This is a genomic window from Leptospira terpstrae serovar Hualin str. LT 11-33 = ATCC 700639, from assembly GCF_000332495.1.
In the GTDB taxonomy this organism is placed as follows: Bacteria; Spirochaetota; Leptospiria; order Leptospirales; family Leptospiraceae; genus Leptospira_A; species Leptospira_A terpstrae.
In genome coordinates this window covers 28,910-44,213 of record NZ_AOGW02000015.1, presented here as the reverse complement: position 1 = coordinate 44,213, position 15,304 = coordinate 28,910, and the positions used below count along the sequence as shown (strand labels likewise).

18 protein-coding genes are annotated in these 15,304 nt (G+C 36.5%); 6 read left to right on the top strand and 12 right to left on the bottom strand.

The features are described 5' to 3' along the window. Positions 1-69: 69 nt before the first annotated feature. The 7 genes from LEP1GSC203_RS15000 to LEP1GSC203_RS14970 all read right to left on the bottom strand — a co-directional run bounded on the left by LEP1GSC203_RS15000 (position 70) and on the right by LEP1GSC203_RS14970 (position 6,913). Positions 70-1,518, bottom strand: a complete 1,449-nt coding sequence (locus tag LEP1GSC203_RS15000; RefSeq protein ID WP_002974966.1) for a rhodanese-like domain-containing protein — start codon at positions 1,516-1,518, stop codon at positions 70-72. Positions 1,519-1,527: 9 nt separating this feature from the next. Further along, on the bottom strand, positions 1,528-2,484 hold the full coding sequence (locus tag LEP1GSC203_RS14995) for a hypothetical protein (protein WP_002974971.1): 957 nt from the start codon (positions 2,482-2,484) through the stop codon (positions 1,528-1,530). A gap of 3 nt (positions 2,485-2,487) precedes the next feature. After that, positions 2,488-2,847, bottom strand: a complete 360-nt coding sequence (locus LEP1GSC203_RS14990) for a hypothetical protein (protein ID WP_002974928.1) — start codon at positions 2,845-2,847, stop codon at positions 2,488-2,490. A gap of 82 nt (positions 2,848-2,929) precedes the next feature. Continuing rightward, positions 2,930-4,285: a hypothetical protein gene (locus tag LEP1GSC203_RS14985; protein WP_002974918.1), complete on the bottom strand. Its 1,356-nt coding sequence runs from the start codon at positions 4,283-4,285 to the stop codon at positions 2,930-2,932. 225 nt (positions 4,286-4,510) lie between these two features. Then, complete coding sequence (locus LEP1GSC203_RS14980) at positions 4,511-5,122, bottom strand: helix-turn-helix domain-containing protein (protein WP_002974982.1); 612 nt, start codon at positions 5,120-5,122, stop codon at positions 4,511-4,513. After that, entirely contained in the window at positions 5,106-6,422 is a 1,317-nt protein-coding gene (locus LEP1GSC203_RS14975; protein ID WP_002974943.1) for a hypothetical protein, read from the bottom strand. Before LEP1GSC203_RS14975 ends, LEP1GSC203_RS14980 begins: the two co-directional genes overlap by 17 nt. A 14-nt stretch (positions 6,423-6,436) precedes the next feature. Next, positions 6,437-6,913: a DUF4395 domain-containing protein gene (locus LEP1GSC203_RS14970; RefSeq protein ID WP_002974964.1), complete on the bottom strand. Its 477-nt coding sequence runs from the start codon at positions 6,911-6,913 to the stop codon at positions 6,437-6,439. 140 nt (positions 6,914-7,053) lie between these two features. Here LEP1GSC203_RS14970 and LEP1GSC203_RS14965 point away from each other — a divergent pair, with 140 nt between their 5' ends. The 5 genes from LEP1GSC203_RS14965 to LEP1GSC203_RS14945 are packed head-to-tail and all read left to right on the top strand — an operon-like array spanning position 7,054 to position 11,828. Continuing rightward, on the top strand, positions 7,054-7,974 hold the full coding sequence (locus LEP1GSC203_RS14965; RefSeq protein ID WP_002974895.1) for a sulfurtransferase: 921 nt from the start codon (positions 7,054-7,056) through the stop codon (positions 7,972-7,974). Beyond that, positions 7,932-9,293, top strand: a complete 1,362-nt coding sequence (locus LEP1GSC203_RS14960; RefSeq protein ID WP_002974973.1) for a multiheme c-type cytochrome — start codon at positions 7,932-7,934, stop codon at positions 9,291-9,293. Before LEP1GSC203_RS14965 ends, LEP1GSC203_RS14960 begins: the two co-directional genes overlap by 43 nt. Further along, the gene (locus LEP1GSC203_RS14955; protein ID WP_039938154.1) at positions 9,271-10,002 is read left to right on the top strand and encodes a glycosyltransferase family 2 protein; all 732 of its coding nucleotides are present in this window, start codon (positions 9,271-9,273) and stop codon (positions 10,000-10,002) included. The genes LEP1GSC203_RS14960 and LEP1GSC203_RS14955 overlap by 23 nt, the downstream gene beginning before the upstream one ends. A 37-nt stretch (positions 10,003-10,039) precedes the next feature. Next, the gene (locus tag LEP1GSC203_RS14950) at positions 10,040-11,272 is read left to right on the top strand and encodes a hypothetical protein (RefSeq protein WP_051064183.1); all 1,233 of its coding nucleotides are present in this window, start codon (positions 10,040-10,042) and stop codon (positions 11,270-11,272) included. Continuing rightward, complete coding sequence (locus tag LEP1GSC203_RS14945; RefSeq protein WP_002974961.1) at positions 11,232-11,828, top strand: TIGR04282 family arsenosugar biosynthesis glycosyltransferase; 597 nt, start codon at positions 11,232-11,234, stop codon at positions 11,826-11,828. The genes LEP1GSC203_RS14950 and LEP1GSC203_RS14945 overlap by 41 nt, the downstream gene beginning before the upstream one ends. Here LEP1GSC203_RS14945 and LEP1GSC203_RS14940 read toward each other — a convergent pair. Next, positions 11,825-12,301 (bottom strand): OmpA family protein, encoded by a 477-nt coding sequence (locus LEP1GSC203_RS14940; protein ID WP_039938151.1) that lies wholly within the window; start codon positions 12,299-12,301, stop codon positions 11,825-11,827. The two genes, LEP1GSC203_RS14945 and LEP1GSC203_RS14940, sit on opposite strands and share 4 nt — an antisense overlap. Positions 12,302-12,403: 102 nt before the next feature. Here LEP1GSC203_RS14940 and lpxD point away from each other — a divergent pair, with 102 nt between their 5' ends. Continuing rightward, a complete protein-coding gene (gene lpxD / locus LEP1GSC203_RS14935) occupies positions 12,404-13,423 on the top strand; it encodes a UDP-3-O-(3-hydroxymyristoyl)glucosamine N-acyltransferase (RefSeq protein ID WP_002974958.1) in 1,020 nt (339 codons plus the stop codon). Between the two features lie 4 nt (positions 13,424-13,427). Here lpxD and LEP1GSC203_RS14930 read toward each other — a convergent pair whose 3' ends face one another. From LEP1GSC203_RS14930 to LEP1GSC203_RS14915, 4 genes are read right to left on the bottom strand one after another with little or no spacing between them, the layout of a single operon-like run. Continuing rightward, complete coding sequence (locus tag LEP1GSC203_RS14930; protein ID WP_002974927.1) at positions 13,428-13,847, bottom strand: SRPBCC family protein; 420 nt, start codon at positions 13,845-13,847, stop codon at positions 13,428-13,430. Continuing rightward, positions 13,848-14,195 carry an arsenate reductase family protein gene (locus tag LEP1GSC203_RS14925; protein WP_002974899.1) on the bottom strand — a complete coding sequence of 116 codons (348 nt, stop codon included), beginning with the start codon at positions 14,193-14,195 and terminating at the stop codon, positions 13,848-13,850. Further along, positions 14,192-14,431: a hypothetical protein gene (locus LEP1GSC203_RS14920; protein WP_002974937.1), complete on the bottom strand. Its 240-nt coding sequence runs from the start codon at positions 14,429-14,431 to the stop codon at positions 14,192-14,194. The genes LEP1GSC203_RS14925 and LEP1GSC203_RS14920 overlap by 4 nt, the downstream gene beginning before the upstream one ends. Positions 14,432-14,470: 39 nt before the next feature. Beyond that, positions 14,471-15,295 (bottom strand): LIC_11366 family protein, encoded by an 825-nt coding sequence (locus tag LEP1GSC203_RS14915; RefSeq protein ID WP_002974907.1) that lies wholly within the window; start codon positions 15,293-15,295, stop codon positions 14,471-14,473. Positions 15,296-15,304 lie beyond the last annotated feature (9 nt).

Below are 15,304 nucleotides of genomic sequence, written 5' to 3'. Positions count from 1 at the left end.
ATCATTAAGAGAGATAGGTTCGTAAGCTGAAATCTTTGGATTGTCATTCAGTAGATTTTATCTAAGGGATTATCCTCCGCAAGCATTTCCTCCGCCACCAGTAGGAGATCCTCCGCCACCAGAACCTGCAGAAGAGGAAGTCCCTCTTAAGAATCCTTTGTCTTCGGTTCTTAGTTTATTTGCTGTTTTAGAAAACTGTCTCGAAATATCTAACAGATAATTGGGAACATTCGCATCCGCATTTGAAGTATTACTTTCAGAAAGGGTTACAATGTCTGTTCTCCAATAGGAAGCAGGTTGTGTGATTGCACTGGGACTTGATCCAGACGAAGGGGAACGAAGTCCAAGCGCACCAAATTGTTTCCAACCACCCTCATATAGCCGAGTTGGTTTCCCTAGAATTTGGTGTAACACAAACCAAACGAGAGAACCTTTCGTTGCATCCTCACCATAAACATAGATTTGTTTGTTAGTGGGGTATCCTGTGTTATTCAAATATGTTTGCAACTGACTAAAGGATTTAAATTGAAACGTGGTTCCATCATAAAGATCTGTTGGGACTAAATTTGTCGCAGACTTAATCCTGCCTTCGTAAGTGACAACACAAGTATTTGATACAAAGGTAGAATTTGTTTTGCTTGTACAGTTGGCATACTTAGATCCAGAAGCAGTGGAGTTTACAGTCCCTGTATAAGATGCATTCGGTCTACCATCTATGATGAAAAATCCTTCCGTAGGGATTGGATCTACTTCTTCTAAATTCGTAGTCCCATTTTTTATTGCATGTATCAAATCTCCGATTGTGAGTTGCAAAACTGTATGGTCTCGGTAAAGATTTTTAATACTTCCTGCACGATTACTGTTTGTATAGGTGTAGGATGGAGTCGTAAAAAGACTACTGGCAGCTGTCAAATCGGCAATAGAGCCATTTAGAATAGCCAGTCTTTCTTTTGGAAATCCCCAATACAATAAAGAGTAATAAGCAAATGTTGCTGAAGATAGATTTGCGAGTGAAGAAGTATCCTGTGCAAATACAATATAATCAATCGCTGGATCAATTCCGTAGATCGCAAAAAAATCCGAAATCTTTTTTCCTTTAGGAACTACTCCATCAATGGATAACACGCCATCATCTCTTGTATCTGTTAACAAATCCGGTAAATTGGCAATTGGGTAAGCAAATGTTTGTTTCCCGTCAAAAAACACATAACGTCCGCTACTAGATCCAGAAGTTTGAATTTGAAACAAAACCAAATTTCCAACGACACCAGAAGGACGATTGTTGCTCCAGTTCGAAAGGTAACGTGAAAACTTTGTAGATGTAATTAATCCACTTTCATTTGCGTTAAAATCAGAATTAGATAAGGTGGCCAATTCTGAGGGAGAGTAAACGCGGAATAAAAATGGAGTTAGATCTAGTTTCATACTTTGTGGAAGAAACAGATATTCCGGTTGGCCTTTACAACCAAGAATCTGAAGGAATAAAAGGCTTAGTATTGTTAAGTAATTAATTTTCATGGTTAGACCTCAAAGATTGTATGGGAGAGTTACGGCAAATCCCACGGTTTTTAACCTTGCGGTATTGTATCCAGCGATCGTTTCTGAGTAAAAAAGTGTATAAAAGTTTCCGAAACTATCTGAATAACTTAATCCTACTTCAGCATTATGGAAACTTTCCTTTCTACCCCAAGCAGGGCGTTCGTTTTGTACATAATAATCATAAGGGTTGATACCATACACTGACGGTTGAGGGTAACGAACCATATTTAATGGTGGTTGTTGCCTTGGATCAGCATAAGCATAACCACCTTGACCTACTTGTCCACGAAGACCAACTGTTATGAATAGTGATTCAAAGAATCGTTTGTAAATCGCAGAGTAATATAAAATGTCATCTGGAACTGGATTTTCTCTTTTTCTATAAGAGAATTCACCTAAGGAACCAAGACCCCAAACTCCAAAATCTTTTGCTAAGTAAAGATTGACCTCACCGCCACTAGCACCATCACCTAATGATTGTGGGTTGCGATCATAATCTCCTCGTTTGATTCCTCCCACACGAAGAGAAATAGTTGGCATCCAGCGGTATTTAGAATCGAACTCATCTAAAATTTTATAACGCAGTCCAAACCTTGTGTCCATAAATCCGTATTTATCTGGAACATCTGGCGTTTGTTGTAAACCTAAATATCGATTGAATATTCTGTGACGACCTAACTTTCCAAATCCAATAGTTAAATCCGCCGTAAGTCTATCGGTGATCCCGTATTCCAATGCTAAGTTTGCTACAGACAAACGAACGTTATCGTCATACTTTGCTTTTTGGCCAGCTAAAAACGCACTATCGTATTCCGAATGAATAAAAACGGGTCGAACCCAAAGTTGTCTTTCATAAGGTGCCCAAGCTTGTTGTGCGTAAAGAGTTGGTGCTATGAAAATAGATAAAAAAGAAATGTTTTTTATAAAGTGAAAGAAAGATTTCATAGTTTATTCCTTCTTTTTTTCTGGAAGTTTTACATTGAATCTAACTTGAACAAAATACTCGAGTGCTTGCAGTTGTTCTTCTGTGAGTTTTCCTGCAAAATCGGGAAGATTGACTCTTCGTTTTTCCGTATTTGGCAAACTCCCTTGTAAATACTCTAATCGTTCTTCTTGTTCGACTAACTTTACACTTGTTTGTTTTTCTAAGCTTAAGTCTTGATTGTAGACTGCTTTTCCTAAGTGGTATTTTTCTCTATCTTGGCCTTGAGGAATGTTGGCAATTCCACCACCGCCAATTCCGCCCGATGCCTGTAATCCTGTGAAGAAAAGTAGGCCTGTGATTAAAAAATTGATTAAGTTCTTCATATAACTTTCCCTGTTCATTCGATATTTTTATTTTAAGAGAGGAATGTCGGAACATCCCTCTCTTGATTCGTTTTCAATTTTTTTAGCGTTTGTAAGCTTTGTCTTCTTCCACAATCTTTCTTGAAGTTGTAGCGAAGGTGTTTAGATTTGTAGGCAAAGTAACATCAACATCACTTGCGATGTTATATGTGATTACTTCTGATAATTCCGGTAAATCTGTGCGGAATGGAGAATCTGCTGGCAATTTTGCTGCTGGTCCGCCACCGGTTAAGCTACCCCATTCAATCCAACTTCCATCATAATAAGTAGAAGGGTATCCAAGGATTGCAATGTATGAAAATCCAGTCACCTGTGATCTGTTATTGGTTCTGCATAGTTGGATTGCAGTTTGACCTTCTTGGTAACCTTTTCCAGCATAATATGCTTTTAGGTCTGCTTTGGATTTGAATCTGAATTCAGTATCAAGTAAGTCGGTCCATCTAACTTCCTTTGCACCTTTGATTCTTCCTTCAAAACCAACATATTTACCTGCCACTTCGGTTGCAGTACTTTTGATGACACCATTGTATTCGTTACTTGATCCCGAAGAAGACCTTGCGTCAGAAATAAAAACACTAGAAGTAAGTCCGGCAATAGTCACATTGTTTGGTGCTTTAACTGCTGAAATTACATCTTCTAATGGTAACATTAAGATTGTATTATCTACTCTAAGGGATTTGATCGTGTAACGGTTTGTGTAACTTGGAGGAGTGTTTGTTGTAGAGCTGAATGGAACAAAGTTTCCATCAGTCACAGCAAGTCTAGGGAGCGTTCCATTTAAGAAGGCAAGATTTTTTGCATCAAATCCCCAATAGCGGAATGAATAAAATCCTCGTAAGGTCGCTTGCACATGGCTATTGGCATTAGCTGAAGATACAAACACAACCAAGTCATTTACGGGATCAATTCCATATCGGTTAAGAATAGAATCAATTTTTGTTCCATTTGCAATGATTGAAATAGTATCACTTAAACCACTATTTCGCTTTTGGCTGAATCCATCTCCTCCATCAAGTGCACTTGCTCCATCAGCAAAAGTAAAGGAATACACAACAACATCGCTACCATTACCACCAATGTATTCTTTTCCAACAGTAGCACTGGCACCGTTTTGTAAGATGACAAGTTTACCATTAATGCCTGCAGGTTTAGTTCCTGCCCAATTGTTCACCCACTTACCCAAAGTGGAAGGAGTGATTAAACCATATTCGTTTAGATTGTAATCATCATTCGATTCTTTAGCTAATTCCGCAGCAGTATTGACCTTAATTCCGGAGGAGAGGGCAAGAGCTGCTAAGAGTAAACTCTCTGTATCGTTGTTTTTGTTGGCTCCACCGCAGGCTCCGATGAACCCCGCGGTAATAAGAGCAATCAGCTTGTAAAGTAGATTGGTTTTCATTTGTTAATCCTTAGATTTTATTCCTGTTTCTCTTCTGTAGGGGTTGCACCAGAAGAGAGAAACAGGTTAAGGTCAGTCTTTAAATGGGGGAGAAAATCAAAAACAGTAAATCTTATATATTGAACATAAAATCCTATATAACGCACAATATATTCTCGTGATGTACATTCTTTTGTCGGGTTTATCTTTCTTAGATCGTATCTCTCCGGGTTCGATTTTTCCTTTTTAACGTGCCTTTTTGGAGGCTATCCAAAGAAATTTGGACTCTTCTGCAAAATCATTTTCAATGGATTCTAATTCTGCAATAGGAAAGAAAGCGCTGTCGGAAGGTTCTAAAACTAATTCTTTAGTTTTTAGTTTGATCCGTGATCGTCCTGACACTTGGTAGATTTTGATATCAAAAGCAGTTGGTAGATGACTGAATTGTGTTACTTTGCCTATTGTAAGTTTCCACTCAACAATACTCAGACGGTCTCTTTCTTCTTGGTAAAAAACGCGAGATTCTGCTATATTTTTCGCAGAAATCCAGCGTTTCCCTTCATTTGCACCGATGAAACGGGGAGATTGAGCAAATAGATCCGGTATCATTTCTCCGATAGGAATACGAAGAGATTTAGATAGTTTCCATAAAATTCCGATACTCGGAGTTGTTTTCCCAGACTCAATGAGGCCCAACATTCCTCGACTAACAGTCGAAAGTTGAGATAGTTTTTCCATTGATAAACCTAATTCCAGCCTTCGCCTTTTTAAGGTTTCTCCAAGAACAACCGTCAGGACTTCATCTACATTTCTTTCATTCTCTGTTGCGGCCGAAAAGCTTTCAATTTCTGTTTCCATACCCAATACTTCCCTTAGGGGCTATGTTTGATATATTGGATATTTTGTAAAGTAAAATGAATATTTGCTTGAAATGCCATAGGAGGCAGAATAGAGAAAGGAAAGCTTCTAGGAGGAGGATGGAGTCTGGAATTTCATAGAAATAACTAAACTCTATACCCAACCTTGCCCCAGTTAGGTAGGACAACTGGGGGATAGAGATCAAAATCCATGGAGAAATATGATTCGATTTTGAGGTAACTAAAAAGGGAAGTAGGATCAAAAAGTACCAAGGGTTATAAACTGGTAGTAAAGAAAGTAATAAGTAACTTAACAAAAAGTAAAAATCATACCTTCTTGAGATCGATTGAAACTTACGTAGCCGATTCTTTTTTTCTAAAGAAATAAATACATAGAATATGATTGTAATGAAATGTAGCAAAAAAGGCAAAGTTTTTAGATCGATAGTTCCCAATATTCGCCAGAAAGGTTCATAAAATTGGTTAAATTTGAAATGGGCACCAAACTTGAATAAATTGGTAATTCCAAAATCATTAGTACTTGGAAAAAAGAGATAATAAATAAGATAATAAATAAAAAACCCTATAAAAAAAGAAACAATGGATTGAGTCCATTGAATCCAATTACGTCTCCATTGTTTATATTTCATGCTCTGAATGGAATAGAGTGAAAATAGAATAGAAAAAATTTTAATATGTACGATTAGCCCTAATATAAAACTAGAAATGATGATTTTTTTGTTTTTGAGGAAACTTAAGTAGATCCAGGTTAGTGATAAAACCAATATCTCAAAGTGGAAATTGATATAAATTTCTTTTATAAGAATTGGAAACAACCAATACAATAGATGAGTTTTACGAAACCTTCCTTTTGAAAAAAAGAGAAAACTCGAAGTTTCAAAGATTAAATAAGTTAGTTTTAAAAAAATTCCCGAAAAACCTGCAGAAAATAAGGCAAAAAAGAATAAAACGAAGGGGCTATAAATAGTTGTCCAATCGGGATGATTGATTTGGGATAAAACTTCCGTTTCTCTATCACTCAAATTGGATCGTTGAAAATACTCCAAAGGAGAAATTTGATAAGGTGATTCCCCGTTCCGAATTAAATTTCCTTCCCATAAGTATCTCGACCAATCATCTTCCCAAAGAGGTGGGAAAAAAATACACAGGATACGGATACCAAATCCTACGATAAGAATTTGGTTTTTGTATTTTTTAAAAAAATTTTCGGAGAGGGTTACCATCCCCAAAAAAAGAAAGGTAACCAAAAAGAAAACAGAAAATAAAATCCACTGTTGCAATGTCTTACAACAAATTATTTATTGAAGTTTAGGTTATTGCATCGTTCACAAATTTCTTCAGGGATAACTCCGAGTTTCATAAGTAAACCAAAAGCAAAACACCCAGCACACCAACCTAAAAACGATTCTAAAGAGGCAAAGAAAACTAAAGTGGCAAGGGTGATTTGGTAAGCTAACGAAAACCCGAGACTATAGAATACAATCGCACTAAGACTAAAAAGAAATCCAATGAGCTGAGCAAATCGTTTTGGTGGACCTGCAGTTCCTACAAAAGAAATCCCAAGCCATGGAACTAAGTAACGGGAAGTAAAAAAAGCAAATGGTTCGAACTTGGGCCCGTAACTTAACCTTGCTGTGAATCCAAAAAGAAGGAAGCCGAGTAAATAAGGATTTGGAAATAAGATGGCAATGACGCCGAGGAATACGACAGTGGAAGCGACAATCCTTGTGACATTTTCATTGACCACATCCGGATAATAACCAATCTTCATATTGCCCTCCATTTGCTTCCAAAAATACGAAGAGGGTCATTCCAGGCAAGAAAAATTCGTTTTCTTGGATGAATTGTTTATTTTATTGACGGAATTTCGTCTTAAAAGAGAAAGAATTTAGGAATCGGGAGGGTTTTATCATGAAAATACTGCGTGGGTATGGCATTTCTCTATTTTCTCTCTCTATACTTTGGGCTTTTTGGCTCCAATTGAGTGCTGGCCCAACGAAAGCAGTCCCCGCAGCAATCAAAGAGACTCCTTGGTTTTTGTCTGCTAATGCAGCTCATTCCTTTTCTAAGTATTCGATTCTTGACACACGTTCTGCCACAGAACGTTGGAAAAACAAGGTAGCCAATTCTAAGGTTCTCTCCTGGGAAGATCTCTCTCGAACCGATGCTCCTCATAAAGGAGAGCTATTGGATTTGAAACTAGTTCGTAAAAAATTGAATGAGTTAGGAATCAAACAAAACGAAACCATACTGGTGTTAGGCGATGGTGTTTCAGGTTGGGGGGAAGAAGGTAGACTTGTCTGGAGTTTACGAGAAGCAGGATTTCTGCAGTCTTATTGGTTGGATGGAGGGTATGCTGCTTTTGAAAAAGAGATCCAAAAGAATCCAAAAATAAAAGAAAACAAAGAGACCAGTTTTAGTATTCCTGAAAATAAAAAGAACCAATCATCTGCAATACAAAAGGAAGAGATCTTAAAGGGATTACCATCAAAACAATTCCAAATTCTTGATACAAGGGAACCCAGAGAATTTTCTGGAGCTACACCTTATGGCGAAACTAGAGGAGGTCATATTCCAGGTGCAAAATCTGCTTTTTACCAAAATTTATTTGATGGGAATGGAAATATTAAATCCAAAGCTGAGGTGGACCAATATTTGAAACAATTAGGAATCCAAAAAGAGAAACCAATTGTTGCTTATTGTACAGGTGGAGTTCGTTCTGCTTTTGTCGTTGGAATTCTTCGGACTTATGGATATAATGCTTATAACTATGCCGGTTCTATGTGGGAATGGTCACACGATCCGAAACTTCCGTTGGAAACTGGAAATTGAAACGAAACATTTACATTTCATTTTTTTTATTCCTAGTATTGGGAATTATTATTTATCTCTACCAAAATCAGAGAGAAATTCCCATCGAACAAGTGTTCCCTGGCAAAATTTGGGCAAAACCAATTGAAAATCTCCCAAACTTAAAAGGTGTAGGTGCTCCCACTGCAAAAAACTGCGGAAGTTGCCATACAGAAATTTATGAAGAATGGACGCGGTCCACTCATGCCAATGCACTTTCAGATATACAGTTCCAATCCGAGTTAGCTAAACCAAGCTCCCCGAAGTGGATTTGTTTGAACTGCCATATTCCTGTTCAAAATCAAAGAGAAACTATCATCACGGGTCTAAAAAATGGAGATTATTTTAGGCCAGTCGAAATACCTAATCCAAATTTTAATCCAGAAATGAAAACTGAAGGAGTCACATGTGCTACTTGCCATGTCCGTGTGGACTCAGAAACTAATGAAAGTTATGTGATTGGAGCTTTAGGAGGAACATCTCCTCCTCATCCAATCAAAATTGATCGCAAACAATTACTGAATCGTTGTAACGATTGCCATAATGAAACATATACATTAAATGAATCACTTGTTTGTTCCTTTCAAACTGGAACTGAATTAAGGGCAACCAATTCAAACCAATCTTGTTCTTCCTGTCACCAAAAAGAAGTTTTGCGATCTTTGGTCAAACCATCATTACACAAACCAATACGAAAATCGCATAAACATGGATTTATTGGTGGAGGTGTTCCAAAAACTTTTGATTTATATCCTGACCAAATCCGACTGGGTTATCAGCCGGGGATCGTGCTAACTGATTTAAAAGTAGAAAACAATAGAATTGAAGTTCTGCTAACTAATACCAAAGCTGATCATCATGTGACAACGGGTGACCCCGAACGGTTTTATCGATTGGTTCTTGTTGGTTTAGATCAGAAAGGAAAAGAAATTTTCAAAACAGAGACTAAAATCGGACAAGAATGGGCTTGGTCCCCTGTGGCAAAAAAAGTGAGCGATCAACGAATCCCTTCTGGAAAAAGTTTTGTTTGGAAAGTGGAACAAAAATATTCCGAGTTACCGATTGTATCTTACCAATTCAAAGCAGTCCATGTTCGTTTAAAAGATATTACTTCTGACTATATGATTCAATCTTCTGGTTATCTCTCTTCACCTTACAAAGAAAAGGTAGAAAAAATGAAAGATTTGTATCCTCATAGTTCAGTAGTGATAGAGTCTTCGTATCAGATAAAAACAAAATCTAGAAAAGACACTCCTCTGGAAGACTTATTTAAAAGGAATGCTCTTAGAAAAGGTGAATAATGTTTTTTGTATCATTCCTGCACGAGATGAAGAAGAAGGTATAAAACGTGCGTTAACTGGAATACTTGTTGGTTCAGGATTACCTAAGTCTCAATTCATTGTGGTAAACAATGCATCGAAAGATCAAACGCCAAACATAGTCAAACAGATGGGTTTTTTATCCTTGGATTGTCCTAAAATAGGTTACGGAAATGCTTGTTTGGTGGCTTTAAACTGGATCAAACAATCGAAGTTAAATCCAAAATACATAATGTTTTGTGATGCAGATGGTTCTGATGATCCTTCTGACATTCGAAAATTGATCCAGGTGATTGAGGATACTGGTGCTGATTTAGTGATTGGTTCAAGGACGATTGGAGTAGTAGAAAAAGGATCACTTTCTCCAATTCAAATATTTGGAAATGCCCTCACTTGTTTTTTAATACTCATTTTTTTTCGACGTAAATTTACTGACATGGGACCTCTTCGAATTATCAAATATTCTTCTATTTTACAAATGAAGATGGAGGATCCAACTTGGGGCTGGAACATTGAGATGCACGTAAAAGCTTTACAACTAGGAATTGACATTCGGGAAATCTCAGTTAACTATCGGAAACGTTTTGCTGGAGTTTCTAAAATATCGGGGACAATTTCTATGTCGATTCGTGTTGGGATCAAAATTTTATATACCTTCTTTCGGTTGTTAGTTTTCCGTGTTCATCCTTAATTCATTCCTGAAATTTATACTCTTTCTTATTTATCCAATGTTATTGTGGGTTTCGACTCATTTTGGCAATAGAAATGACCTCAGTATTATTCTTGTTGTTTCATTTGTTTTACCTTTGTATTTTTATTTTTTATCGGATTTGGTTTTGTTGTTTGGTAAAAAATTTTATTTCTTTTTCCTTTATTGTATTTTTTTGCGAATGGTTGTTGTTGGATCTCCAGCCGTTTGGAGTGATGATATCTATCGATATTTATTCGATGCAAAGTTATTTTTGAATGGAATCTCACCTTACCATGATACTCCTGCGGAGTTAGTGGGACTTGTTAATACAAAAATCTTTGGGTTAGAGTTTTTAATTTCAAAGATGAATAGTCCGAATTACTTTTCCGTTTATCCTTTTTTGATGCAGTGTTTTTTTTCTTTAGGGACTTTGTTCGGTTTAGTTTTTGGGAATCAATTTGTAGGTGTTCAAGTTTTACTTTTGATCTTCGATGGATTAAATTTGTTTTTAATTCGAAAATTATATCCTGAAATAAAAAATTCATCTTATTGGTTGTATTTCGGAAATCCCATCGTCCTTGTGGAAGGAGTTTCTCAAATGCATCCTGAGATTTTGTTGGTGACTGTATTTTTGTTTTTGTTTTTGGCAAGATCAGTTGGTTCTCGTTTGGTTTCTTTTTTTATTTTGACGCAACTAAAACTCAATACATTTCTTTTTACACTGGGTATGCAATGGAATCGGGATGGGTGGAAACGAATGATTCCTATTTTGATAGTGTCCTTGGTTATTTGGAAACTCACGGTATTTTCTGATTATGTTTCACAAGGGAGTGCGGGAATAGGTCTTTTTTTTCATTCGTTTCGTTTTGCAGGTATCTTAGAACCTATATTTTATTTTATTTTATATTTATTCGACGGAGAATATTTATCGGGAATACTATCTTTTTTAACATTAATCATTCTTCTCGTATTGAGTAAAAGATTAGATCTCTTTTTTTCTTTAACTCTCTCGAATCGTTTTTTGATTCTTTATTCCTTGTTTCTTTTATTTTCTCCAGTAATTCACCCCTGGTATTGGATTCCGTGGTTTTTATTTGTTATTGAAAAAAGAAATGAGGTGCTTCTTGTTTCCTTAGTTTCATTTATTGCTTTTTTATCTTATGGATTGTATGTAGATCTTAATTTTATGTACATTCATTGGATGATTTCAATTTTAGTTTTAGGTTTTTATGGAAAAAAACAAATTAATTATCTTCGCAAAACAACCTGAATTAGGAAAAGTCAAAACAAGGCTTTCTGAGAGTATCGGTGAAGAAAAAACATTAAAGATATACTTAGAATTATTGGAAATCACGAAGTCGGTAACTTACTCTCTGGACATTGACAAAATCGTATATTGGAACCATTTAACGGAAGTTTTATTTGGTGGCTTTGGTTCTGGGTATCGTGCCGAAGTTCAGGAGGAGGGGGATCTTGGATGGAAAATGCAAATAGCCTTTCAGAATGAATTCCAAACAAATCCAAATAAAGTTTTAATCATTGGAACTGATTGCCCATTTTTAACAACAGAAATCTTGCACAAAGCTTATCAAAGTTTAGACCAAACTGACTTTGTATTGGGTCCTGCGCGCGATGGCGGGTATTATTTATTGGGGATGAAAGAGTTTTCGCCTTATTTGTTTCATTCAATCCCTTGGAGTACAAAAGACGTTTTATCTTTAACATTAGCTAAGATTCAAAACCATGCCAAAACAGTTTCATTACTTGAAGAATTAGATGATATCGATGATATTAATGATTTTAATTATTGGAAAAGTTTAAATTAAGGGATTTGTTGGATTTTTATTTCAACTCGTCTATTGAGTGCTTGGTGCTCTTTTGTTTTGTTTTGTAATTTTGAGTTTCCGTAAAATAACCTTCTGATTTGGTTAGGTTCCACAAAATGGATTAAAAAAAAACGTTCTACTTCTAAAGATCTTTTTTCACTGATTGTCAGATCTTCTTTGTTTGATTTTCCTTCGTTTGCATGAGCATGAATGTAAATTTCAAAGTTTCTGTTCTGGTTTAAAAAATCTGCTGCTGTTTGTAAACGGACTAAATCTGATTTTGAGATTTTAGAAGATAACTTCGGGAAGTACAATGAGAAGTTTTTATCATCATTCGCTGTTTCTGTCTTTTTATAGGGATTTTCAAAGACATACCCTTCCTGTGCGACCAACGATTCCGTGAATATGCAGTATTGAACGGTGTAAGTTAACAAAAGCAAACGAAGCCCTTTGTTCAGCATTGGTTGGAGCATATTCTAATCATCGGATCAATTTAAAAAATTCAATATGATAGATTTTAAAAATATGATTGAAATATGTCCCTTCCAGATATTTTTCAAGACTAAGGTGTATAAATGAAACTAAAAGAATTGGCTGAACAATTAGGTGCAAGTTTCACCGGCTCTGGTGATTTAGAAATCAATGGAATTAAAGACTTGGAGCATTATTCTCCCGTAGATCAAAATAGCATATATTATGTGGCTTCAAAAAAATACTTAGCGAAACACAAAAAAGCTTCCGATGTGAAAATCGCACTTACTGTAGATTCTTTAGCTTCCTTGTTTCCCAATGCAATCATTATACCCGAAGAAGGTTCAAAAGTTAAATTCATTCAAGTTGTATCCCTTTTTGAAAAAAAACCAAAATATACTGCTTCCATCTCAACAAAGGCAAGTATTCATCCTACCGCCAAACTAGGTAAAGATGTAACCATAATGGATTTCGCTGTGATTCAAGAAAACGTTGTGATTGGTGACAGAGCTGTAGTTTATCCAAATGTTGTTTTGGAATCTGGTGTGGAAATCGGAGAGGAAACGATTTTAAAATCGGGGGTAATTGTATATTATAATTGTAAATTAGGGAAAAGAAATTTGATTCACTCTAATACTGTCATTGGCGCAGATGGATTTGGTTTTTATGACTATGCGGGAGTGCGGTATAAGGTTCCTCAAATTGGAAACGTAATTATCGGTGACGAAGTGGAAATGGGTGCTCATTGTACGGTGGATCGTGCTGCCCTCGAATCCACTACCATTGGAAACTTTACTAAATTTGATGACCATGTTCATGTTGGTCATAACTGCCGTGTTGGAAATTATGTTTATATTGCTGGTGCCACTGTCCTTGCAGGTTCCGTAACTATTGAAGACGGTTGTTTTCTTGCAGGACAATCTGCGGTCGCAGAACACTTAACGATGAAAAAAGGATCCATTCTTATGGGTCTTTCTGGGCTTACAGAAGATTCAAAAGAAAAAACAGCTTACTTTGGAATTCCAGCAAGACCAGCATTGGAAATGCACAGAATTCATAGTTCCCTTCCTATGTTACCAGAGATATCGAAGGATTATTCGAAACGAAAGAAACTAGAGTCTTAAAAATTTAAGATTCTAAAATTTTCTTTAGTGCGTTTAAATTTGCAGTCATTTGTGATTTAAGGTTCATTTTAACAAGGCCTTCGCTTAATTTAAAAAGGCCCTTTAGTTCCATTTTGTCTGAGATTGTTAGGTGGCATTTCCCATCAGAATTTTTGAATTCATATCGATCAGTAAATTTCATAGAATTAGAATGACAACTAGCAACTATCAATTGGTTTTGAATGATTTCTTCTAGTTTGTAGATTTCTGTAAGTTTTAGAATCCCCAAATCAATTTGGATTTTGAATTCATTGGGTGTATCAGCTACCGGCTCAGAAGAGGAGATACTGGAATTATATGCAGTTTGGTTTTGCATATTACAAATATAAGCAAACACTTCTGAGACTGGTTTATTGATGACCGTTGATACGGTGGTTTCTATCATTTATTTTTTAGATTCTAAAATCCATTGTTTCCAAACATCGGGAACAAATCCAATGGTGGCACGTTTGCCATCTCGAACAATTGGTGTTTTGAATAGAAGTGGGTTTGAGAGTAGGGCCTCTTCTTTATCATATAACATATATTTCAGATTTTTGTCTTCGTAAACCTTAGATTCCGTATCAATCAAATCGTCCAAACGGACACTTCCGAGGATTGATTTAAGTTCCCCTTTACTCATTTCCTTTTCTTGGAGATTGATAAATTGGAAAGTCACACGACGTTCTTGGAAGAACAACTGTGCCTTCTTAGTCTCTTTGCATTTTTTTGTTCCGAAAATTTGGAGGTTCATCCAAATATAGACTTTTTGAAATCCTCTAAAAGAGGTTCTGTTCCGGACAACATCAACTCGATTTGATCTTTGTCCAAATCATACATCACATGTGCTTGTAGGTATAAAGTGAATTCTTCTGCAGAAACTTTTTTGGCGTCGAAGTTTTCTTTTAGAAAGTTGTACCAAGCAGCAAGGATGACTTTTTGGTGAGCCAGTTCTTTGATACCGATGGTAATGATTTTAGAAGGTTTCATGTAATTTTCTTAAAGAATGATACTCTTCCCAAGAGATCGTCAATCCAAAAACCGCTGGAACACTGAAAAATAGAGAACCCATGATCCCGAATTCATATCTAACCTTCGAAAAGTTTGTGCAGTGCTCACTGTTGCATCAATGATTCTTGTATCATCGATAACTCCCACCTTCCCATCGGCGCGAATATAAAAACTTGAGGTTTCCCCATTATAGTTTCCGCTAAACTTGTCTATGGCGACATGATGATACCCTAGACCGATTTGAAAAAAAGTATCTTCGTATAACCGTCGATTGATGGCAGTTTCAAACCGGTAAGCTAGTCCACTTCCCCTAAGCCTTCCTTTTTGATTAAAATACTGTGTATCTGGAGATAATTCCCCAACCGAATACCCTCTGATATTCCAGTCCGCAGACGTAAACCCTAACCCAAGTCCATTTTCCCATTCCCAGTTTTTATAGATAGGCATGGTAAAATAATACATAGCGAGAACATGATAAGAATAAATTTCCGAACGGAGTTTTGTATAGTAGTAGTCGCTTGTAACTTCCGTTAGGTGAAGCATTTGCCAGTCATTCCGTCCAACAACAAATCCTACCCTAGATCTGGAGTCCAAAAGAAACCGAACAAATCCTTCGTATAAATTAGAAGATCTCCCTCCGCTTAAATTTACATCAGACAAAACGAGAGGGTTAAAGGTAGATGAAAACTGTTTTAAATCTCCATCAAACCGGCCGGGAACTCTTTGTCCTGCACCGTAGCGCATCCCCACTTCGATCCCTGAGGGCTCCGCACTTAAGTAACCAAAGGTAAGAGAAGAAATCATAAAAACCAGAAACGAAAGGATCACAATACATCTTGACATAACAATTTC